This is a genomic window from Flavobacteriaceae bacterium HL-DH10 (assembly GCA_031826515.1).
In the GTDB taxonomy this organism is placed as follows: Bacteria; Bacteroidota; Bacteroidia; order Flavobacteriales; family Flavobacteriaceae; genus Thalassobellus; species Thalassobellus suaedae.
The window spans coordinates 1117935-1140418 of record CP134536.1; the positions used below are offsets into that span (position 1 = coordinate 1117935).

A 22484-nucleotide genomic window follows, 5' to 3' on the forward strand; every position below is an offset into this window, starting at 1 on the left:
ATTTTCTTGGAAAGCAAAAATCTCTGCTTTCATTTTTAGTTATTATTTTATTTCAAATCTGCAAGGTTTAAAAAACTTTGCAGGTTGTCTACATTTATTATTTCATTTGAAACCCTTCGACTGCGCTCAGGGTAACTTTACGTTTCTATTTATCTAAACGATTACCCGATTTAACAATTCAACATAAATCGTAATACCTTCTTCAATTTCATTTATATATATAAACTCATCTGCAGAATGCGAACGAGTGCTATCTCCTGGTCCTAATTTTAAACTCGGACAAGATAATACTGCTTGATCAGATAATGTTGGAGAGCCATAAGTAGTTCTTCCCATCGCTATTCCAGCCTTAACTAAATCGTGTTCCATTGGAATGGATGAGGAATTTAAGCGTAAACTTCTTGGAGTAATACTTGTAACTGGCGCTTTATCTTGTAAAACCTCAGCAATTTCGGCATTACTATAGGCATCATTTACACGAACATCAATAACCAAATCTACATGACCTGGAACGACATTATGCTGTGAGCCTGCATTTATTTGAGTTACTGTTAACTTAACATCGCCTAAAGCTTTAGAGCCTTTTTCAAACTTAAAATCTTTAAACCATTGTAACGCGTCTATACTTTTATAAATAGCATTATTATCATTTGGATGTGCAGCATGACTTGGTGTGCCTTCAATAATTGCATCAAAAACTACTAAACCTTTTTCGGCAACTGCTAAATTCATTAAAGTAGGTTCTCCAACAATAGCCACATCAACTTTAGGAATTATTGACAACATACTATTTAGCCCATTTGGACCGCTGCTTTCTTCTTCCGCGGAAGCGACAATAACCAAATTATATTTTAAATCTTTATGATTATAAAAATGTGTAAAAGTCGCAATTAACGATACCAAACATCCTCCAGCATCATTACTACCCAAACCAAATAATTTACCATCTTCTACAATGGCTTTTAATGGATCTTTAGTATATGCTGAATTTGGTTTTACCGTATCGTGATGTGAGTTTAACAACAATGTTGGTTTACTTTCATCGAAATATTTATTGATAGCCCAAACATTATTTTGCGTTCTTTTATAGGCAATATCATAATTTTTAAACCACGCTTCAATATGCCTTGCTGTTTGCTCTTCTTCAGATGAAAAAGACTGTGTTTCAATCAACTGCTTTAATAGCGATATGGCTTTATTTGTTAATTCTTGTAACACCATTTATAAAGTTATTGTTGTAAAATTATCATTTTCTTGGGTTAACATCGATGTATTTCCCATGTTTATGCTTTTTACACCATTATTTAATGCGTCAAAACAGTTTTCTAACTTAGGAAGCATACCATCTGCAATAATGCCTTGCTCCAATAATTCTTTATATAATGAAGTATCTATATGTTTTATAACAGAATTTTTATCGTTGATATCTTTTAATACACCATTTAATTCGAAACAATAATATATAGAGGTTTCGTATAAATTGCTCATTCCAACAGCCACCTGTGATGTAATGGTATCGGCATTTGTGTTTAAAAGCTGACCATTGCCATCATGAGTAATCGCGCAAAAAACGGGCGTAAAATCGGCTTTAATTAATTTATCGATAGCATTGTGAGCGACTTGCTTAACATCACCAACAAAACCAAAATCAACTTCTTTTACAGGTCTTTTTTCTGATGTAATACTATTGATATCGGCACCTGTTAATCCAATCGCATTGGTATTTAAAGCTTGTAGTTTCGCGACTACATTTTTATTTACCAAACCACCATAAACCATTGTAATAACTTCTAAGGTTTCGGCATCGGTAATTCGTCTACCATTTACCATTTTTGATGCTATGCCCAATTTTGATGCTATATGTGTAGCACGTTTTCCGCCACCATGCACCAAAATCTTATGTCCTTTTAAATTAGAAAACAGTTTTAAAAACCCAGTTAAAGATGCTTCGTCTTCAATGATGTTTCCTCCTATTTTTACTATGGATAATTTTTCCATTTGAGTTTTTATTTTGAAAGGGTTTCGACTGCGCTCAACCTGACACTATTTTTTATAAATTTTTTAATATCTTTTTAAGTACCAATTGTGCTGCATAGGTTCTATTATTTGCTTGTTCAATTACTAATGAACTATCGCTATCTAAAACTGCATCTTCAACAATTAAATTTCGTCTTACTGGTAAACAATGCATGAATTTAGCATCACCTAATTTTTCTTTGGTTATCATCCAATTAGGATCGGTATTTAGCACTTTTCCGTAATCGTCATAAGAACTCCAGTTTTTCACATAAACAAAGTCGGCATCTTTAAAGGCTTCATTTTGGTCGTGAATGATTGGTGTATCCCCTGTTATTTCTGGACTCAAATTATAACCTTCTGGATTTGCAATAACAAACTCCACATCCATTTTTTGCATGGCTTGCGTAAAACTATTGGCTACTGCATGTGGCAATGCCTTAATATGTGGCGCCCAACTTAATACGACTTTTGGCTTCTTAGTTTTTGCATGCTCTGAAATAGTAATGGCATCTGTTAAGCCTTGTAATGGGTGGCCCGTAGCACTTTCCATGTTTACAACGGGAACTGATGCATGTTTTTTAAAGGCATTCAATACATATTCGCTTTCGTCTTTTACTTTATCAGTAAGCGATGGAAACGCTCTTACCGCTATAATATCACAGTATTGAGACACAACTGCCGCAGCTTCTTTAATATGTTCTGCAGTATTTCCATTCATAACTGTTCCATCTCCAAATTCAATCCCCCATGCATCACCAGAGACATTCATAACAATTGGATTCATCCCTAAATTCAACGCCGCTTTTTGAGTACTTAAGCGTGTTCGTAAACTTGAGTTAAAAAACAATAACCCTAAGGTTTTGTTCTTACCTAACTCAATATCTTTTAATGGACTTTCTTTTAAAGTTTTTGCCTCGGCAATCCAATTATTGATGTTATCTATGTCGTTTATGGAGGTATAATTCTTCATCCTAAATTTATTTTATTTTGGTAAACGGTATCTTATTTTCAAAGGCATTAATAATAAAATCATCTTCTAACCCGTTTACAATCCAAGTTTCAATATTTGCCTTTTTTGTTACTTCGGCTGCTTCAATTTTAGACTGCATACCACCACTACCATGTGATGATTTTGAGTTTACAACTTCATTTATTAACGCATCAAAATCTTCAACGAGTTTTATCGTTTCTGGTTTTCCGCTTTCAATAGATTCTTTAGTATAAATACCATTGGTATTTGTTGCTATAATAAATAAATCAACATCTAAAAGTGACGCTGTTAAAGCTCCTAATTTATCGTTATCACCAAATTTGATTTCATCGGTAGCAACGGTATCATTTTCATTTATAATAGGAATATAATTATTATTAACGAGTACATTAATTGTATTTACAATGTTGGTTTTACTCTGATCCTTTTCAAAATCGGAATAAGACAATAAACACTGCGACGTTAACAAACCATATTCTCTAAAAATTTCTTGATAAATTCTTATAAGATGTGGCTGACCAATAGAAGCTAAAGCTTGTTTTACAAAAAGTTCTTTACGCTGACTTTCTAGTTTCACAAACTGTTTTGCCACAGCAATTGCGCCAGAACTTACTATAATAAACTCGCAAGTATCTTGAAGTTTTGCTATTTGATTTGCTAAATCTTCAATTTTACCTCTAGAAATATTATCGGTTTCTTTAGTAAGGGTATTGGAGCCTATTTTAAGTAATATTCTTTTCTTTTTTTGCATTATTATCTTATTTGTCCATTTCCATGAACATACCATTTATTGGTTACTAAATGCTGTAAGCCTATAGGACCACGTTGGTGTAACTTATCCGTACTAATCGCTAATTCACCACCAAGTCCTAATTGTCCGCCATCTGTAAATCGTGTTGAAGCATTATGATAAACGGCTGCTGTATCTACATTTTCCATAAACACTTTAGCTTCATCTTCATTAGTTGTTACAATAACTGATGAATGCCCGCCAGAATATTTGTTTATCATCGCAATTGTATCTTGGTTAGACTCAATTTCTCCTATTAAGATTTTATAATCTAAAAATTCTTGATACCAAATATCATCCGACGTAATAGCCTCAACTCCATGAGCTTTTGAAATAGTTTCATCTCCTAAAACTTTAATTTTCGAATCACTTAATTTTAAAATTAAAGTGTTTACAAATTCGGTTTTATTTGGAAGATTTTTATCAATTAAAATCTTATCTACAGCATTGCAAGCCGATATTTTTGACTTTCCGTTTATAATTACATCTATCGCTATATCTAAATCGGCTTCTTTATGCACATACACAAAATTATTTCCGCGACCACTAATAATAACAGGGCAGGTAGCATGTTCTTTTACAAAAGCAATTAAACGTTCGCCTCCACGCGGTACAATTAAATCGACTTTTTGAGTTGGCTTTTCTAAAAAGGCTTGTGTTTCTGCTCTGTTAAACTGTAAATACTCTACCCAATCACTAGAAGCACCATGTGCTTTTAATGCTTGATGCCATAATTCAACAATTTTCAAATTCGACTTTAGAGATTCTTTACCGCCTTTAAGTAAAATTTTATTTCCAGATTTAAAGGCAATACCACCAGCTTCCACAGTAACATCTGGTCTTGATTCATAAATAATTAACACCGTTCCAAACGATGCTGTTTTATTATAAACCTGCATACCATTATCATGCTTAAAACTAAAACGCTCCACACCAACAGGGTCTTCTTGAGACGCTAAATGTGTTACCGATTTAATCATCTCGTCAACCTTAAAATCATCAACTTTTAAGCGATCGAACATAGAAATATCGTCGCCTTTATAAGCTTCTAAATCTTCTTTATTAATTTTGATAAGTGTGGTCCTTTCTTCTTCTAAAAGTGATGCCATTTTTAATAATACAGCATTTCGTTTTTCAATAGATAGTAAGGTATTCATTTTTTTATGTTTTTTTTGTTCGTAGGCGATAGAATACAATTTTAAAAATTGAATCCAAACTCCGATTTTATAATTTTATGTTAAACTTCTTTTTAAGGCCTCAAAAAATTGATCGACATGCTCTTTTTTGATTGTTAATGGTGGTAATATTCTTAAAAGCTTTTTGTTTGAAGCACCACCAGTAAAAATATGCTCATCATAAATAAGTTTTTTTCTAAGATCTCCCACTTCGAAATCGAATTCTAAGCCAATCATCAAACCTTTTCCTTTGATGTTTTTTATCTGCGGAATGGTTTTAGCTATCGAAATAAAATATTCAGAAATAGCATTAACATTATCAATTAATTTTTCGTCTTCTATAGTATTTAAAACTGATAAACCAGCAGCACATGCTAAATGATTTCCGCCAAACGTAGTGCCTAGCATACCATATTTAGCTTCGATACTTGGATGAATTAAAATGCCTCCAATAGGAAACCCATTACCCATACCTTTTGCAATAGAAATAACTTCTGGTGTTACCTTATAATACTGAAAGGCAAAGAATTTACCTGAACGTCCATAACCAGATTGAACCTCATCAGCAATAAAATAGGTATTGTTTGCTTTACACAAAACATCAACTTGCTCAAAAAATTCAGCAGTTCCTTGATCTAATCCACCAACACCTTGAATAAACTCAACGATAACAGCACAAACATCACCTTTTTCTAATTCGGTTTTAACACCTTCAATATCGTTTAATTCTAAAATAGTGACTTGTTGTTGTGCATTTATTGGTGCAATAATGTTTTTATTATCCGTTGCTGCAACAGCAGCCGATGTACGTCCGTGAAATCCATTTTTAAAAGCAATAACACGCGATTTCCCTGTTTTAAACGATGCTAATTTTAAAGCATTTTCATTGGCTTCAGCGCCAGAATTACATAAAAACAATTCGTAGTCTTTACAACCTGAAAGTGCTTCAATTTTATCGGCTAATTGAACTTGTAATGGATTTTGAACCGCATTTGAGTAAAAGCCTAGTGCTTCTACTTGTTTTGTAACAGCCTGAACATAATTAGGGTGTGCATGACCAATTGAAATCACTGCATGCCCCCCATAAAGGTCTAGATATTCGGTTCCAGCATCGTCATAAACATGAACATCTTTAGCTGAAACTGGGGTTACATTATATAATGGATAAACGTCAAATAATGGCATTTTAATTAGTTTTAAGTTGATTTATTTTTTCGAAGGAAGCTACAATACCCTGAATTAAGGCAGAACTTAACCCTTGGTGCTCCATCGCATTTAAACCTTCAATAGTGCAACCACTTGGTGTTGTTACACGGTCTATTTCTTGCTCTGGATGTCTCCCTGATTCTATTAGTAAACTAGCCGCACCAAAACAGGTTTGTGTGGCTAACTCATGTGCTTCGTGTGCCTCAAAACCTAATTGAATAGCACCTTGAGTAGTTGCACGCACAAGGCGCATCCAGAACGCTATACCACTAGCACAAATTACGGTTGCTGCTTGAATTAAATCTTCAGGAATGACTAAAGTAGTTCCTAATAAATTAAATATATCCTGAGCCAACGTTACTTTATCTTGAGCCTTTTCATTAGCCGCAATACAGGTCATGGATTTACCAATTGAAATCGCTGTATTTGGCATTACACGAATAATATTTTTATCACTTCCAACAATGTTTTCAATTCTAGGAATCTCAACACCTGCAGCCACCGAAATAATAATGTGTTTATCTGTTATTTTAGAAACAACACTTTCTAAAACCTTATCAATATGTTTAGGTTGCAAAGCAAAAATCACCATATCAGACTGCTCAACGGCTAAAATATTATCGTTTGTAACGGTAATATTATCATCTGTCTTATATTCATCAACATTCGCCGTATTTCTATCGCTTAAATATAAGGTGGTAAATGCTTTATTTTTAATAAGTCCTTTTGCGATAGCACTTCCTAAATTTCCGGTTCCAATAATGGCTATTTTCATGATTCTAATATTTTTTATTATTCCCTCGAAGGAGGAAATCTTTTCATTATTATACTTTAGATTTCCGTTTTCACGGAAATAAAAAACAGTCAATTAGAAATAAGTTGCTTTTAAATTCAACCCAGTTGTTTCTTCTAATCCGAGCATTAAATTCATATTTTGAACGGCTTGTCCAGAAGCTCCCTTTAACAAATTATCAATAACACTCGTTATCAATAATTTACCATTATGTTTATGTAAATGTATTAAACATTTGTTGGTATTCACAACTTGTTTCATATGCAAAAATTCATCTGAAACAAAAGTGAATTTAGCAGCTTCATAAAACGAATTATACATAGATTTCGCTTCTTCAACAGTTCCTTCAAAATCGGTATAAAGTGTTGCAAAAATACCTCTCGAAAAATTACCTCTATTTGGCATAAAAATAATTTCAGAAGAAAAATCGTTTTGTAACTGATTAACCGATTGATTAATTTCTCCTAAATGCTGATGCGTAAATGGTTTGTAATATGAAAAATTATTATCTCTCCAAGTATAATGTGTTGTTGCAGACAATGAGGTCCCTGCTCCTGTTGCTCCTGTTACTGCATTAATATGCACATCGTTATTTAGTAAACCTGCCTCTGCTAATGGCAACAAGCCCAACTGAATTGCCGTAGCAAAACAACCTGGATTCGCTATATAATTTGCAGTTTTAATATCTTCTCTTTGTAATTCTGGCAAACCATAAACGAATGTTTTTCCGTTAAAAACTTTATCTGATTCTAATCTAAAATCGTTTCCTAAATCAATAATTTTAGTGCTTTCTGAAAATGTATTTGCTGACAAAAACTTAACCGAATTACCATGACCCAAGCATAAAAATAGCACATCAACTTCTGGATTTACCGTATCGGTAAATTCTAAATCTAAAGACCCAACTAAATCCTGATGTACTTTACTTATTTTATTGCCTGCATTGGATGTGCTGTATACAAAATCAATCTCGGTTTCAGGATGATTAATTAGCAATCTAATTAATTCTCCTGCTGTATAACCTGCTCCTCCAATAATTCCAACTTGTATTTTTTTCATTTTATACTGTTTTTGTTCATTTCTACCATATCACAAATTATGCGATTTCTTCCTTTGTCGAAATGACTCAGTTATTCAATTTAAATTACTTATTTAGAATTTACTTGTTGATATATTTTATTTTGGTTTCCAAAGATTTTAATAAAACCTTTAGCCTCATCGGCTGTCCAACCCTTATTTTCTTCTCCGTAACTTCCAAATTTAGCACTCATTAAATCGTGTTCAGAACTAATCCCGTCTAAAGAAAAATGGTATGGTCTTAAAGTAACAGTTACATCACCACTAACCTTGTCTTGACTGCTTTGTAAAAACGCTTCCATATCTCTCATTACAGGATCTAAATATTGACCTTCATGTAAATGCATACCATAAAAACTTGCCAAATATTCTTTATGTTGTAATTGCCATTTAGTTAATGTATGCTTCTCTAATAAATGATGCGCCTTAATAGTTATTAATGCTGCTGCTGCTTCAAAACCAACACGCCCTTTAATACCTACAATGGTATCACCCACATGAATATCTCTACCTATAGCATAAACAGATGCTAAACTATTTAGCACTTCAATATTTATCTCAGGACTATTTTCAACGCCATTTACAGCTACTAATTCTCCTTTTTCAAAAGTTAATTTTACTTTCTCTTCTTCGGCATGTTTTAATTGCGACGGATATGCTGAATCTGGTAATGGTTTATCAGAAGTCAATGTTTCTGAACCACCAACACTCGTTCCCCAAAGTCCTTTATTAATTGAATATTTTGCTTTTTCCCAAGACATATCGATACCATTGGCTTTCAAATAATCAATTTCTTCTTGTCTTGTTAACTTTTCATCTCTAATTGGCGTAATAATTTTAATATTTGGCGCCAAAGTTTGAAAAATCATATCGAAACGTACTTGGTCGTTTCCAGCTCCTGTACTACCATGAGCTATATATTCTGCATCTATACTTTTTGCATACTCAACAATTTCAATAGCTTGAATAATACGTTCGGCACTTACCGATAATGGATAGGTATTATTTTTTAATACATTTCCAAAAATTAAATACTTCACTACTTTTTGATAAAAAGTTGCAACCGCATCAATGTTTTTATACGTTGTAACGCCCATTTTATAGGCATTACTTTCAATATAACTTATTTCGTCTTTTGTAAAACCACCTGTATTAACGCTTACCGCATGTACGTCATATTCTTTAGATAAACTTACCGCGCAATACGACGTATCTAATCCGCCACTATATGCTATTACTAATTTTTTCATGTGAATATTATTTATTGTTTTTAATTTCTGTAAAACAGAAATCCTTTATTTTTTTTCTTTTTTTAGAAAAAGTGCCTCTTTGATGCTTTTTAATCTTTTAAAAACACTTTCTTTAATTGGTTTTACTTCTTCTTTTTTTGCCTTTGGGTCATACAACATACCTGTACATAAACACATTTTTCTATCGGTACGTGTTAATACATCGTAGTTCTTACAAGTTTGGCAACCATCCCAAAAAGACTGATCGTCTGTTAACTCAGAAAATGGCACAGGTTTATATCCTAAATCACTATTTAATTTCATGACTGCCGAACCTGTAGTAATACTAAACACTTTAGCATCTGGAAACTTAGTTCTTGAATGTTGAAATATTTTGTGCTTAATCTTTTTTGCTAAACCTATATTTCTAAAATCTGGGTGTACAATCAAACCTGAATTTGCTACAAATTTACCATGTCCCCATTTTTCTATATAACAAAACCCAGCAAATCTAGTGCCTTCTAAAGCAATAACAGCATTGCCATTCTTCATTTTAGAAGCAACATATTCTGGTGTTCTTCTTGCTATTCCTGTACCTCTAACTTTAGCAGATTCAGCAATTACATCACATATTTCTTGTGCATACTTGACATGATCATCATTAGCGATTATGACATCTATTTTTTTCATGTGTTTATAATCATCGTTTTTTATCGGTCATATGTAACATTCATTTAATCATTTCCTTGAATATTGAAAATTTAGTTTTGAATGTTTCATAAACGAATACCGTCTAAATAAACTTAAAAAATTAAATACTTGTTTTTTTTAAAATCCAATGAGACTATAGAGTATAGACTTATACACACGAGGTATAATGATTTTTAAAATTTCTATAAATGGATTTTTTGCTCTCGGGGAAGCAGGACACACCTACTTCAAAATAAAACTAAACCCCCAGGGGGCGACGAAAGCGGCGTGCAGGATTAGTAATATTAACTAATATGTTCAAGAATTGAACCTTAACTTCTGTAATAATAAAATTTACCGTTTTCATAATAATAGTAACTCTAAATCGTCGGCCTTAGCCCCTTTCGTTAACTAGATAGTGCAATATTACATAAAAAAAATGACGTAAAGCAAAGGAAATCATAAAATATAATAGATTTTATAATGTTCAAATTTTATTTTACATTAATAATAACTGGTAGTTCAAAGGCTATTTTAACTTGTTGCCCTCGTTTTATTGCTGGAAATATTTTAGGCAATGAATCTATACTTTTATTAAGTAAAGTCTTAATATTTGGAATTTCTTGAAAAGTAAGGGTATCTATTTTAGAGCTTGAAAGCGATAATACACCTGTTTCAGACACTTCAAAGCTTAATACAATAGTATCATTAATATCTTGAGTAACTACAATACCTTCGCTCTCTAAAAAACTAAAAATTTGAGTTGTTAAGTGGCTTTCAAAACATTGCTTTTTTTCTTGCTTAGTTAGCATAGAGTCACAAGAAGAAAAGGTTGGATATGCATCAACATCATTCCAATTAAAAGTTTGTAATTCTTCGTTTAATATAGCCTCGGAAGATGTTTTTTTTACATTAAAATACTCGCAAGAGGTGAGCATAAAAACTAATATAAAAACGTAGAGGTGCTTCATGGATTAAAAGTATGCACGAAAATACGATTTTTTTAGATTATTAACTCACACTATTTTTCACCTTCTTCTTTATTAACTTTAAGAAACTTTTCTTTTTTTAACTCTGTAATACGATGATTTGCAAATTCTTTCATTTTACTATCTGGGAATTTTTTATTTAAATCTTCATAAACTTTAATTTTCGCATCATAATCTGCGTAATAATTCTCAAGCGTCAAAGCTAAATGAAAATGAGTCATTTGGTTTGTTGGATTTTCTCTTATCGCTTTTTTTAATGTAGTAATAGCCTCTTTAGGTCTTTTAAGTTGATTTAATACCGTTGCCAATTTTGCGTATTCAGTATCTAAGGGTTTATCTAATAAAAATATGGCTTTTGAAATATACTTTTCGGCAGTCTCAAAATCATTTATACGCTCGTAATACGTACCAATAACATATATAGAAGTAGCATCAAGTGGATTAAACTTTAATGCTAACTCTCCATATTCTATTGCTTTTTCGTAATCATACAATTTAATATAACTAAGACTTAGTTTTTCATAAATAAATCCAAGAGACTCATCTAAAGCAATTAACTTTTTAAACCATATTATAGCATTATCATAATCTTGTTTATTATAATAATTTTGAGCTTTTAAATTAATAAGCTCTATATTATTCTCATACGTTTCTAAACCTTTATCTACATACTCATTTACAAGATCATACTTTCTATGTTTAAGAAAATATTTGGCTATTCTATAAATGGCTTTTTGATGGGTTTGGTCTAGCTCATATGCAGAACGAAACCTATTTATAGCTGTAGAATCTTTTAATTTTTCTAAAACCAATCCTAATTCGTAATGATAATTTGGGTTTTTATCATCTATATAAACCAAATCGTTAAAAACCTTAACGGCTGTTTCATGTTTTTTAGTTTTAGATAATAGTCTTGCATATTCAAACTTCAATAAGACATCTTCTGGATTTGCTTCAATGCTTAACTCATAATTTTTAAGCGCTTCATCATAATTACCAATAGCTATGTATGCTTTCGCTATTTTACCATACACTTCTTTTTGATTATTATACCTTTTATAACTATTAATGGCTTTGGAATAATTTCCATTAGCATACAAACTATCTGCAACATTTAAAACCGAAGTTTGCGCTTCGGTTTTAAATAGCATTAACAATAAAATGATTGTAAATATTCTAACCATTTTTAATCTGCTACTTGAAATATTATTGGCAAACTATAAGGCACATTTACTTTTTTCCCTTTCTGCTCGCCCGGAATCATTTTAGGGAGTGTTTTAATAACCCTTATAGCCTCTTCCTCTAAACTAGGATGTGGCGCTCTTGAACGTACATCAATCACATTACCTTCTTTATCAATTTTAAAAATAACATTGATGCGCTGCCTTCCTGTTAGTCCGTTATCCTTTGCTATTTTTGTATTGAAATATTTGTTGAAATGTTTAGAAACTTCATTAGATGTACATTTTCTCTGTTCACTATTAGACATGTTTTCGCACCCAGGAAAAATTGGAGCTTTTTCTACAACAGTAAATGGTATATCAATATTTTCATCAATAAGAACTTCATTTAAAGGAATCGTTTCTAACTCTTTATTTTTAACATCATCTTGAACTTGAAAAATGATAGGTAATGAGTATGGCACATTTACTATTTTTCCTTTCTGCTTGCCAGGAATCATTTTTGGCAAAGTAGAGATTACTCGTATTGCTTCTTCTTCTAAATCAATATGCGGTGCTCTTGCTCTAATTTCATCTGTAGTTATACCTCCCTTTTCATTAATTTTAAATATAACATTAATGCGCTGCCTACCTGTTAAACCTAAACTATCTGCTATATTGGTATTGAATTTTTCTTGAACAAGTTTTGAGATTTTTTCAGACATACAGTCTCTTCGCTCTTCATTACTAGTTAGATCTTCACAACCTGGAAAGACTGGAACCTGTTCTATTACAGAAAAAGGCACATCTATATTTTCTGTATACTCATCTGCTACTTGAAAAATGATAGGCAAACTATAAAGCACATTCACCTTTCTCCCTCCTTGTCTACCAGGAATCATTTTAGGCATTATTTTAAGAACTCTTAAAGCCTCTTCCTCTAAAGCAGGATGTGGAGCTCTTGTACGAATATTAACAACATTACCTTCTTTATCAATTTTAAAGATTACATTGATACGCTGTCTACCTACTAAACCTAACTCAGTTGCTAAATTTGTGTTGAAGTTTCGATTTACATATTTATTTATATTTTCAGAAAGACATCTTTTTTGATCTATAGTATTTAAATCTTCACATCCAGGAAAAACAGGAGCTTGATCTATTTCAGAAAAAGGTACATCCTCTAAATTGGCATATTTAGTTTTATCAAGTGTTTTAGATAAACCAATCATTGCCTGCTTTTCTTCTTCTAATGTAATTTCTTCTTTAGCTTCAATAGCATTTTTTAATTGGTTTATTTGCTCTACTAAAGGTAATTCTTTTTTTTCTACTTTGTTTTTATAACTCGCACACGATGTATAAACCAACATCCCAAAAACCAGAGGAATTAGCAAGCCATACTTAAATAAATGAATTTGTTTTGATTTCGATTTTGTTAACATAACGATTCGTTTTTTGATTAATGATTGTTTAAAAAAGGTATTGATGAATGATATATTTTTAGTCTCGAAAACTTGAGCTAACAAATTTTGATAGTACTGAGATTTATCTTGATGTTTTACAGCTTCGGCATCTGCAATAAACTCATGAAGTGTATTTATTCTATTTTGATACATATATACCAAAGGATTAAACCAGAATAAAATACGAAGTATTTCAAAAAATAATAAGTCTAAACTATGCAAATGTTTTACATGAACCGTTTCGTGTTTTAAAATAGCTTCTCTTTCTTCACTTTTAATAAAATCTCCAAGAAACACATATCGAAAAAAGGAAAATGCGGCATTGCTATTTATCAATTTTACTAACGTTAAGTCTTTTTGATAAGTCTTAGGGTTCTTAAAAATTAAAACTAAAATTCTAATTAACTTATATAAAAAAACAGATAAAGCTATAGCAATTCCTATATAAAAAGCGATTACCCAATAAGAAACACTATTATCTATAACAACTGTTTCTAATAACACGGTGTTATTTGTATTTGAAGCCGATTGCCCAATAACGACTTCTGGTAGCGATATAATATATTCTTGAGGCAAAACATCTTTAAAACGATTAATCTTTATAAACGGTATTGCAATTGACAATAAAGAGGTTACTATAAGATACATTCTATTCCAATTAAAAAAAGTTTCCTTTTTTAAGAATACATCATATATTAACAAAAAGAATAATTGAAACGCAACGGTTTGAACAATATAATGTAACATAACTATTCCTTTTTATTAATTTCCTTTAAAACCGATTCTAACTCGTTTAAACTGATATCATTTTTCTTAACAAAAAACGACACCATACTTTTAAATGAGCCTTGAAAATAATTATCAACTAATTTATTTATAGATTGATTACTATAGTCTTGTTGCTCTAATAGTGGAAAATAAATATGCCCCTTACCTTCTTTTTCATAACCAACAAATCCTTTATTTTCTAATATTCTAACAATGGTTGACACGGTATTATAGGCAGGTTTTGGCTCTGGAAATTCTTTAATGATGCTTTTAACATTGGCCTTTTTTAGCTGCCATAATATTTGCATGATATCCTCTTCTGCTTTGGTAAGTTGTTTCATAACTTATAATAATTAATTTATTCAACTAAGATTTTAGTTTAAACAAATATAACTAAAAAATTAGTTTAAACTAAAGTCTTAGTTAAAAAAAGCTATGATTAGGATTAATTGTTGAAATTTTAAGCCCTATTACCGGAGGTATTATTATCGCCCCTTTTTAGGACATTAATTGTATAACTTATAATAAGAGTGCTTCTAAAACAGTAACTCGATCTGCTTTTGGCAACTATATAAGTTTTCTAAGACCTAAGTTTATAAAATTTATAGTTGCAATACGCTATTTCGGAGTTTTTATTGGATTATTTATAGACCACAGTAGCTACCTAATTAGTGGATAGAAGAAACCCTGTGGGTCTCTCACCTCCACAGGGCTATGTAAATTGCTATTATCAACAAAAAAATTGAGGGATTAAATAATTTTTTGAAGTGTTGATACACAAATTTAATCAAATCATTTGTATTTGAAATGTGGGAAACCCGTAACTTGATTGCGGGTTAAGCATAGTGTCTTGTTATAGTAGGCTTTATGAAGGTAAAAAAAAAAAAAAAAATTAAATAAACCCTCTGATTCTAGCCTCATTTAACAACGTTTCATCTTGTCCATCCTGAACTTCAAAAATTTCTCTTAGATGTTTTTTTCTTTTCTCAACAGCACTTAATGAAATATCTAAATGAGAGGCTAAGTTTTTTGTTTTTATGCCTTGAGATAACAAATAAAGTATTTTTCTGTTTTTTTCATCTACAACGATATCACTAGTAATTGCTTTTCTAATAAAGCTGTTTACTGTACCACTATAAAATGGTGGATTATTAAGTACTGCTTGAAACGCACTTGCAAGTTCGCTAGATGTTAAATCACTTTTAATTAAAAACCCTTCAGGATCAATTGTTTTTATAATATTATGAATTCTAAAAGGTTCATTAAACATTGTTAAAATTATAATTTTTGCCCCAGGTAAATTTTTACGAGCATAGCCTGCTAAATCTTCTCCAGAAGTCATTTTCCCATCTGTTGATGGCGGCAAACTAATATCAACAAATAACACATTATAATGTGATTCATTTTCAATAGACTTATCCATTAAAGCAATAGCCTCATCGCAATTATTCGCTATATCTATTTGTAATTCTTGATTTTCCTTTTTAGTAAAAAGCAATGTATTTTGATACCCCTCAATAATCATTGGATGGTCATCAATCATTAATATTTTAATTTTTTGAATCATAAAATTTAGTTTTTAGGCTATTGGAGCTTCAATAGTTACTGTTGTTCCTACGTTTTCTTTTGAGGTTATATTAATTGTTCCATCAATTTCTTTGATTCTTGAATTCATATTCTTTAAACCTATGCCAGATTTTGCTTTATTCACATTAAATCCTAAACCATCATCGGTGATGGTTAAACAAATTACCTTGTTTTTTAATTTAAAATTAATATCTACAATAGATGCATTAGCATGCTTATAAATATTATGTAAAGATTCTTGAATAATTCTATAAATATGAATCTTTGTTTTATTAGAGATTTCATCCCAAATAATGGCACCATCATGATCTAGATTATACTCTAACTTATAAACATTGGTTTGAGTTTCTACCAAGGTTTTAATAATATCTATAAAACCAGAGCCAGAAACAAAATCGGTATTTAATTCATGTGATACTTTCCTAATATCTTGTTCAATTGTTTTTAGTTCATCAATATATTGGCTTCTAGTTTTAATAGCCTCAGCACTATTGTTCATGTTTAAGCTATCTAAACTTAAACGAGTGCCAAATAAACGCCCTAAAACACCATCATGTAACTCCTCAGAAATCCTCTGTTTTTCTAGTGTTCTAGCTTCTTCTATACTTTCATTTTGAGACAGCATCAGGTTGTAAATTTCTTCATTTGCTTCCTGCTGTTGCTGTATAAATTTTAATTGTCTATTTTTATTTCTTTGTGTTATTACTATGTATAATAATAATGATGTTACAACTAAAATTATAGAAATTATTAGCAACCATAATCGCTCTCTAGTAATTTGCTTATTTTTTTGCTCTATTTGATTGGTTTCATATTGTATTCTTGTAAATTTCTTTCTTGTAGCCCTTTCATTTTTAATTAAACTATCATTAAGTTTTATATATTTATCATAATACTTAACAGCAACACTATCATCTTCAATCTGAGACAATAACAATAATGACCTTAACAAATCGTCTTTTGAATATTTTTCTGAAATTTCTTTAGATTTATAAGCATAGTGTTTAGCCGAATCTATTTTATTAAAACTCTTATAATATTGTGCTAAATGTTGATTAATTATTACAGTATAAGACTCTACGCCTATACTATCGCAAATTTTTAACGCTTTTAGATATAAGTTTGGAAGTTTTTCATAATTATTTGATAGAAATAAAGCATGGGCATAATTGTCTAAAACTAAAGCATAAAAATCTGGTCTTTCATTTTTTAAATTTTTATTGTCTAAAATTTCATTTAGCTGATTTAACGCATAGTCATATTGACTAGCATCTTTATATGTTACGGCTAAATTATTTTTTAAGTTATTTAACATAACTTTATTACTACTATCAAACTCATTTTGTTTATCAATTGATTTTTTATAATAAAAAATAGCTTCATCAAATTGTTCTAATATTTTGAAAATATGACCTAAATTATTGTAAAAATGCAATTGATACTTAATAACATCTTTTGTTTCCTCTAATTTATCTAATAAAGACAAACCTTTAATAGACGTTAACTCGCTGCCTGTTAAATCTTTTTCTTGTTTTTGAATTAATGCAATATCTAAAAGCACTACAGCTCTATTATAATTGTCTTTAAGGGCATTAAACAACTTTTCTGCTCTATCATCATAATAATAAGCACTATCAATTACCCTATTATAATAATAATAGCCTAAATTTTTATTTACTTTTGCTAATGCAATAGAGTCCTTTATTTTATAGGCTAGTTTTAAAGCATTATGGTTATAATATAAAAACTCTTTATTATTATTTTTTTCAGAATAAATTGAAGATAAAGTAATATAACTCTTAACAATTAAAGAATCTATTTGTTCGTTTTTAGATAAGATTTTTGCGCGATTTGCGTAATGCAATCTTTTATCAATAGTGCTAAATTTAGTATTCTCTGTCTTGGCAAGATAATATTGAATACTATCTAAATTATGATTTATGACTTCTTGAGAAAAAGAGGCATAAGAACAAAATAACAATAGAAGATAAAATTTAATATTCAAGTGGATAAATTAACTAATTTATCAAATGTATTTATAATTTTTCAATTTTATAAAAAAAGATAAGGCCTTTATCATACAATAAAGGCCTTTATAAAAATTATTTTTATATATTATTATCTTGTTTCTACAATTCCATCTCCAACAAATTTAGCTGTTTCTGGGTTAAGTAACACATCATCTTCGTTTAAATCTTGTTTAGTACAAGAAGTAAATGATGCAAAAATAACTGCTACAATTAGGGTGATTTTTAGGGCTTTCATAATATTTCAATTTTAAGGTTAATTTATTTTTCACTAATTTTTAATAATAATTGTATCGAAGACTTTGAAAAACAAAATCTTTAATAGAGGGAAAAATGGATAATTAACTTAAAAATCGAACGCACAAAAGCGCACAGATTTTTCACTTTAAAATTGAGGGATTTGACAATACTGTCAATAAATGGATTAATTTTCTTTCGGAGCTGAGGGGAATAATAAGGGGTGCTCGTTAAGAAGTACTAAAATAGGTTAAACCGCTTGTTAAAATGAAATATATTCGATGAAATACATGATTTCAACGATTAAGTGTAGAAAACTACTTTGTTATTGTTCACAACTTGTTGAAAACTATAAAAGCGTTGATTTATTTTTAACTAAACTCGTCTTAACAATTATTGTTCTAACATCTTCATTTAAATGCATATTCTGCAATCTATTAACAAGCAATTGAGTAGCATTAGCACCAATAACTTTAGCATGTTGACGTATAGTAGTTAATCTTGGCAATGTATGGTTCGAATCAGATTTACTTGCAAAACCGATTACAGACATATGTTTAGGTACTTTTTTACCTAAATTAATAGCTGAATTTATTGCTATTATCGCAGAAGAACTATCAGCAGACACAACACCATCAATAGTATTGTTTTTTCTAAAAAAAGATTTAATTTTTTTCTGATGATCATCTTTCTTGAATATTCTTAAAACTAAAGGGTCCTGTCCTCCATTTTCTAAAATAGCTTTATTATAACCACGCTCTCTTAGCTTTCCAACACTTAAATCATCTATATTACTTATAAATACAATATTCTTTCTATTTTCAAGCAGCAAGTTTTTAGTCGCATTATATGTAGCATCAAAATCATCAACAATTACCTTATCACACATAACATCATGAGCTACTCTATCAAACATAACTATTGGTAAACCTTGACTTATTGTTTTTTTAAAATGATCTATTTCATTTTTAATCTGTGTTTCCTCTGAAACGCATAAAATAAATCCATCAACACTTCCACTTGCCAATAATTGTAGACTTGCTTTTTCTGTTTCTAAAGACTCATTAGAAATACATGTAATAATATTGTACCCTAATTTAGTTGCTTCTCTTTCAATACCAAAAAGAACTTTTGCTAAAAAGTGATTAAGAATATTAGGTATAATAACACCTATGGTTTTAGTTTTATTCTGTTTTAAACTTAAAGCCATTCTATTTGGCTTATAGTTATATAATTCAGCAAGTTCTTTAACACGCTTTACGGTTTCCTCTCCAATTTCTTCACTATTATTTAAAGCTTTAGAAACTGTAGAGATAGAAACATTTAACTCTTTTGCAAGCTGTTTTAAAGTAACCATGTTATATATTTAAATAAATTAAAAGTGCACGCAATTTACAAAAATCTCTTTTCGAAATAACTTTGTCTAAAATAAGTTATTAAAGGTTTCTTTTAAGCATGAATATTTTTATTCTGAGCAATAAAAATATAATCTTAAATATAATTTAATGTTTTAAAAGATTGAGAATGGTATTTTTGTGCTTTTAAAAAATATGATATGGATTTTTCAAAAGTAAAACTTGTAGTTAGTGATATGGATGGCACCTTACTTAACACTAATAGCGAAGTAAGTAATCGATTTTTTATTCAGTTTGAAAAACTTAAACAACGTAATATCCACTTTGTAGCTGCAAGCGGTAGACAATACCAAAGTATTTTAGAAAAACTAGATACTATAAAACATGATATTTCCATCATTGCTGAAAATGGTGGCATTATGCAACATAATAATGAAACAAATATTCTTTTACAGTTATCTACTGAAGATGTTTTAAAAACTATTAAAACTTTAAGAAATATTGAAGGATGTTATATTGTTTTATGTGGAAGAAAATCGGCTTACATAGAAACTAACGATTCGAATTTTATTTCAAAATTCAGTAAATATTATGCAGAGTATAAAATTGTTGAAGACCTTACCAGAGTAACAAACGATGATTTTTTAAAAATTGCTGTTTATCATTTTGAATCTTCTGAAACATATATTTATCCACATTTAAAAGCATTATCAAACCAATTGCAAATAATTGTTTCTGGACAAAACTGGCTAGATATTTCCCATGCTAATGCAAATAAAGGATACGCCTTAAATATGATTCAAGAAAAGATGGGCATACATAAAAATGAAACGATGGTTTTTGGCGACTACAATAATGACTTGGAGATGCTAAAATTGGCGCATTTTAGTTACGCAATGGAAAATGCACATCCAGACGTAAAAAAAATAGCAAGTTTTGAAACTAAAAGCAACTCTGAAGAAGGCGTAGAAACTATACTTGATCAACTTTTAGAAAGATTGTATATCTAACAATTTTTGAATACGCATATAAACTGTTTAAAACAAAAAAGCATTCTTTTTTATATAATAAAAAAAGAATGCTTCAAAATAAATATATAAACTACTAATTAACTTCTTACTTCATTAACAATTGCTAAAGCAGCTTTTACATCTTGCTCTAACTTAGCATAATCCTTATTAGCTATAATGTCTTTAGATATTAATTGAGATCCCATACCAACACAAGTAACACCTGCATCAAACCATCCTTTAAGATTTTCTCTTGTTGGAGATACACCTCCTGTAGGCATAACGCTTGTCCATGGTTGAGGTCCTTTAATTCCTTTTACAAATTGTGGCCCGTAAATATCACCCGGGAATAATTTAACAATCTCACACCCTAATTCTTCAGCACGTGTAATTTCTGTTAATGTACCACAACCTGGAGACCATAATACTTTTTTACGGTTACAAGCAATTGCAATATCTTCTCTTAAAACAGGTGTTACAATAAAATTTGCTCCTAAAGCCATATATAATGATGCGGCAGCTCCATCGGTAACAGAACCAACTCCCATAATCATACCTGGTAATTCTTTAATAGCATATTTAGTTAATTCGCCAAAAACTTCATGAGCAAAATCACCACGAGCTGTAAACTCCATCAATCTAGCTCCACCATCGTAACATGCTTTTAATACTTTCTTACTTAATTCTATATCATTGTTAAAAAACAAAGGAATCATCCCTGTGTCTTTCATAGCTTGAGCTACTTCTAATCTTGAAAATTGTGCCATTTTATAAATGTTTATTTGTTGAATTGTTTGTTTGTTGAACTATTAAACCCATTAAACGATTCAATAGTTCAACAATTAAACACTAATATTATCTTGCTACTCTACCAGATGCATCACCACCCATTAATTTTTCCACTTCTGCAACAGTTACTAAGTTAGCATCGCCTTTAATAGTGTGTTTTAAACAAGATGCTGCTACGGCAAAATCTAATGCATTTTGATCATCTTCTGGGTATGTTAATAATCCGTAAATTAAACCTCCCATAAATGAATCTCCACCACCTACTCTATCAACAATATCAGTAATTTGATATTGACGTGTTTCAAACATTGTTTTACCATCGTATAATACGCCTGCCCATGTATTATGAGAAGCTGAAATAGAACCTCTTAACGTAGTAATTACCTTTTTAGCTCTTGGAAATTTTTTCATCATTTGTTGACAAACAGATAAAAAAGCTTCCGCTTTTACATCATGACCTTGAGTTTGAACACTAATACCTTCTGGTTTAATTCCAAAGTGCATCTCTGCATCTTCTTCATTACCTAAAATAACATCACAATACGATGTTAATTCAGTCATGATCGCCTCACGGTCACCACCATATTTCCATAATTTAGCTCTATAATTTAAATCGGTAGAAATAGTAATTCCTTTTGCACTAGCAGCTTTTACTGCTTCTAAACAAACATCGGCAGAACTTTGAGAAATAGCTGGAGTAATACCTGTCCAGTGAAACCACTCAACACCTTCAAAAACAGCATCCCAATCAACCATTCCTGACTGAATATCTGCCATAGAAGAATTAGCTCTATCATAAACTACTTTACTACCTCTAGAAACCGCACCTGTTTCAAGGAAATAAATACCTAAACGGTCTCCACCCCAAACAATTTTATCAACACCAACACCTCTTTTACGCATTTCCATCATAGCACATTCACCAATATCATTTTTTGGTAAACGCGTTACGAAATCACATGATATTCCATAGTTAGCCAATGAAACAGCCACGTTAGACTCTCCTCCTCCATAAACAACATCAAAGTTATTTGCTTGCGAAAATCTTAAAAATCCTTGAGGAGCTAATCTTAACATGATTTCTCCAAATGTTACTACTTTACTCATTACTTAAATTATTATTTAGTTA

Annotated in this window: 21 protein-coding genes; 1 reads left to right on the forward strand and 20 read right to left on the reverse strand. The window is 30.6% G+C overall.

All coding sequences use genetic code 11. The features are described 5' to 3' along the window. Window positions 1–153 precede the first annotated feature (153 nt). From RHP49_04930 to RHP49_05015, 18 genes are all read right to left on the reverse strand, one after another. Complete coding sequence (locus tag RHP49_04930; protein WNH13600.1) at window positions 154–1221, reverse strand: M20 family metallo-hydrolase; 1068 nt, start codon at window positions 1219–1221, stop codon at window positions 154–156. Continuing rightward, on the reverse strand, window positions 1222–1998 hold the full coding sequence (argB, locus tag RHP49_04935; protein WNH13601.1) for an acetylglutamate kinase: 777 nt from the start codon (window positions 1996–1998) through the stop codon (window positions 1222–1224). A 52-nt stretch (window positions 1999–2050) separates the two neighbouring features. Further along, complete coding sequence (locus RHP49_04940; protein ID WNH13602.1) at window positions 2051–2989, reverse strand: N-acetylornithine carbamoyltransferase; 939 nt, start codon at window positions 2987–2989, stop codon at window positions 2051–2053. A gap of 7 nt (window positions 2990–2996) precedes the next feature. Then, window positions 2997–3761, reverse strand: coding sequence for a glutamate 5-kinase (proB, locus tag RHP49_04945; protein WNH13603.1), 765 nt, complete (start codon window positions 3759–3761; stop codon window positions 2997–2999). A 2-nt stretch (window positions 3762–3763) separates the two neighbouring features. Continuing rightward, window positions 3764–4987 (reverse strand): glutamate-5-semialdehyde dehydrogenase, encoded by a 1224-nt coding sequence (locus RHP49_04950; GenBank protein ID WNH14381.1) that lies wholly within the window; start codon window positions 4985–4987, stop codon window positions 3764–3766. Between the two features lie 45 nt (window positions 4988–5032). After that, window positions 5033–6160, reverse strand: coding sequence for an aminotransferase class III-fold pyridoxal phosphate-dependent enzyme (locus tag RHP49_04955; protein ID WNH13604.1), 1128 nt, complete (start codon window positions 6158–6160; stop codon window positions 5033–5035). A 1-nt stretch (window position 6161) separates the two neighbouring features. Then, entirely contained in the window at window positions 6162–6956 is a 795-nt protein-coding gene (gene proC, locus RHP49_04960; GenBank protein WNH13605.1) for a pyrroline-5-carboxylate reductase, read from the reverse strand. Window positions 6957–7049: 93 nt separating this feature from the next. Further along, window positions 7050–8033, reverse strand: coding sequence for an N-acetyl-gamma-glutamyl-phosphate reductase (argC, locus tag RHP49_04965; GenBank protein ID WNH13606.1), 984 nt, complete (start codon window positions 8031–8033; stop codon window positions 7050–7052). 89 nt (window positions 8034–8122) lie between these two features. Next, complete coding sequence (locus RHP49_04970) at window positions 8123–9301, reverse strand: argininosuccinate synthase (protein ID WNH13607.1); 1179 nt, start codon at window positions 9299–9301, stop codon at window positions 8123–8125. A 45-nt stretch (window positions 9302–9346) separates the two neighbouring features. Next, complete coding sequence (locus RHP49_04975) at window positions 9347–9961, reverse strand: GNAT family N-acetyltransferase (GenBank protein WNH14382.1); 615 nt, start codon at window positions 9959–9961, stop codon at window positions 9347–9349. A gap of 503 nt (window positions 9962–10464) precedes the next feature. Beyond that, entirely contained in the window at window positions 10465–10941 is a 477-nt protein-coding gene (locus tag RHP49_04980) for a hypothetical protein (protein WNH13608.1), read from the reverse strand. Between the two features lie 50 nt (window positions 10942–10991). Then, the gene (locus RHP49_04985) at window positions 10992–12143 is read right to left on the reverse strand and encodes a tetratricopeptide repeat protein (GenBank protein WNH13609.1); all 1152 of its coding nucleotides are present in this window, start codon (window positions 12141–12143) and stop codon (window positions 10992–10994) included. Between the two features lie 2 nt (window positions 12144–12145). Beyond that, the gene (locus tag RHP49_04990; protein ID WNH13610.1) at window positions 12146–14329 is read right to left on the reverse strand and encodes a M56 family metallopeptidase; all 2184 of its coding nucleotides are present in this window, start codon (window positions 14327–14329) and stop codon (window positions 12146–12148) included. A 2-nt stretch (window positions 14330–14331) separates the two neighbouring features. After that, window positions 14332–14691, reverse strand: coding sequence for a BlaI/MecI/CopY family transcriptional regulator (locus tag RHP49_04995; GenBank protein WNH13611.1), 360 nt, complete (start codon window positions 14689–14691; stop codon window positions 14332–14334). Window positions 14692–15242: 551 nt separating this feature from the next. Continuing rightward, window positions 15243–15917 (reverse strand): response regulator, encoded by a 675-nt coding sequence (locus tag RHP49_05000; protein ID WNH13612.1) that lies wholly within the window; start codon window positions 15915–15917, stop codon window positions 15243–15245. Between the two features lie 12 nt (window positions 15918–15929). Next, window positions 15930–17942, reverse strand: a complete 2013-nt coding sequence (locus RHP49_05005) for a sensor histidine kinase (GenBank protein ID WNH13613.1) — start codon at window positions 17940–17942, stop codon at window positions 15930–15932. Window positions 17943–18055: 113 nt separating this feature from the next. Then, window positions 18056–18202 (reverse strand): hypothetical protein, encoded by a 147-nt coding sequence (locus RHP49_05010; GenBank protein ID WNH13614.1) that lies wholly within the window; start codon window positions 18200–18202, stop codon window positions 18056–18058. 348 nt (window positions 18203–18550) lie between these two features. Further along, window positions 18551–19558: a LacI family DNA-binding transcriptional regulator gene (locus tag RHP49_05015; protein ID WNH13615.1), complete on the reverse strand. Its 1008-nt coding sequence runs from the start codon at window positions 19556–19558 to the stop codon at window positions 18551–18553. Between the two features lie 198 nt (window positions 19559–19756). Between RHP49_05015 and RHP49_05020 the strand changes: the two genes are divergently transcribed. Further along, window positions 19757–20566: an HAD family hydrolase gene (locus RHP49_05020; GenBank protein ID WNH13616.1), complete on the forward strand. Its 810-nt coding sequence runs from the start codon at window positions 19757–19759 to the stop codon at window positions 20564–20566. 98 nt (window positions 20567–20664) lie between these two features. Here RHP49_05020 and RHP49_05025 read toward each other — a convergent pair whose 3' ends face one another. Both RHP49_05025 and RHP49_05030 read right to left on the reverse strand, forming a co-directional pair. Beyond that, window positions 20665–21333: a bifunctional 4-hydroxy-2-oxoglutarate aldolase/2-dehydro-3-deoxy-phosphogluconate aldolase gene (locus RHP49_05025; GenBank protein WNH13617.1), complete on the reverse strand. Its 669-nt coding sequence runs from the start codon at window positions 21331–21333 to the stop codon at window positions 20665–20667. Between the two features lie 88 nt (window positions 21334–21421). Next, entirely contained in the window at window positions 21422–22462 is a 1041-nt protein-coding gene (locus RHP49_05030) for a sugar kinase (protein WNH13618.1), read from the reverse strand. Window positions 22463–22484 lie beyond the last annotated feature (22 nt).